This is a genomic window from Streptococcus sp. 2022WUSS135 (assembly GCF_044427045.1).
GTDB classification, from domain to species: domain Bacteria; phylum Bacillota; class Bacilli; order Lactobacillales; family Streptococcaceae; genus Streptococcus; species Streptococcus hashimotonensis.
This window is the reverse complement of sequence record NZ_JAOTGL010000066.1, coordinates 1-1,034: the sequence shown is the minus strand read 5'-3', so window position 1 is coordinate 1,034 and position 1,034 is coordinate 1. Positions and strand designations below refer to the sequence as shown.

At 36.9% G+C, this 1,034-nt stretch carries 1 protein-coding gene; it reads right to left on the bottom strand.

Features of this window, described 5'->3' with window-relative positions; genetic code table 11:
* Positions 1-153: 153 nt before the first annotated feature.
* Positions 154-552, bottom strand: a complete 399-nt coding sequence (locus ODU45_RS10005) for a DUF5684 domain-containing protein (RefSeq protein ID WP_398581235.1) — start codon at positions 550-552, stop codon at positions 154-156.
* Positions 553-1,034: the final 482 nt, after the last annotated feature.

The following is a 1,034-nucleotide window of genomic DNA, read 5'->3' as shown; positions in this document are numbered from 1 at the left end:
GTCGTTAATACTATCAAGTAAATGAGCTTTAATCTGATCTAGCATGACTTTTCCCCTTTTATTTTTAGTGTAACATAAAAAATAACCCACCACAAAATGTGATAGGTTAGTTAACTTAATGACATTGCGCGTGTGCGGGGGCTTGATTGTATATTAATCAATAAAGAATTCTTGTGGACCTTGGTAACGACTTCCATCATTAAAGGCGATGTAGAGGTTAAAGATAGGTGTAAGAAGAACATAGAAGATAGCTTGTACAGCTGACAAACTGAAGCTACGACCAAAATTGTAAACGAGATAGATGCCATATAATGGTCCTGCTAGTGGAATCAGTAAGAATAGAATGAACCATCTTTTTTCATAGCCAAAGGCGATGCATTGTTGGATATAGAGATTGTAGATTGGAATCAATGATTTCCAACCAGCGTAGCCTGCTTTTTTGAAGAGGATGTAGTTGGAAATAGCAACAAGAATATACCAAATAAATGAAAATAGTAGTGTTGTACCCCAAATGCCAATGAGAATTCCCTGTGCTAATGTTTCTTCTGTCATAATAAAACTCCATTTCTTTTTTATAGTTCCATTATATCAGTATTAGTTCAATAACACAAAATAAAATTGCATTTTTTGAAATTTTTTCAGAAAAAGGGAGTGAGAAAGAACTCGACTGGTCTAAAAAAGAGTTCGTCTTCTCACCCCCGCATAGCTCCAAAGGTTCGGGGAACCTTTGGAGGTTGGAGATGAAGCGAACTTTGTTCGCAACAGTCGTAATGGTCAGATTTGGAGTGTAATACACGAACAAATCTGCCAATCAACCACTGCGCTGAGATGTTGACACGAACTCTGAGTAGTAGCCGCGGGGCTTTTTGCCCAATGTCATTAAGTTAACTAACCTATCACATTTTGAGGTGGGTTAGTTTTTATGTTACACTAAAAATAAAAGGGGAAAAGTCATGCTAGATCAGATTAAAGCTCATTTACTTGATAGTATTAACGACATCGTTTCCATCGCAAACCAGTTTGTGCTTCATCCT

What these genes read in the sequence shown, in the direction of transcription:
- ODU45_RS10005 (WP_398581235.1), bottom strand. Translation starts at nt 552, where the DNA reads ATGACAGAAGAAACATTAGCACAGGGAATTCTCATTGGCATTTGGGGT.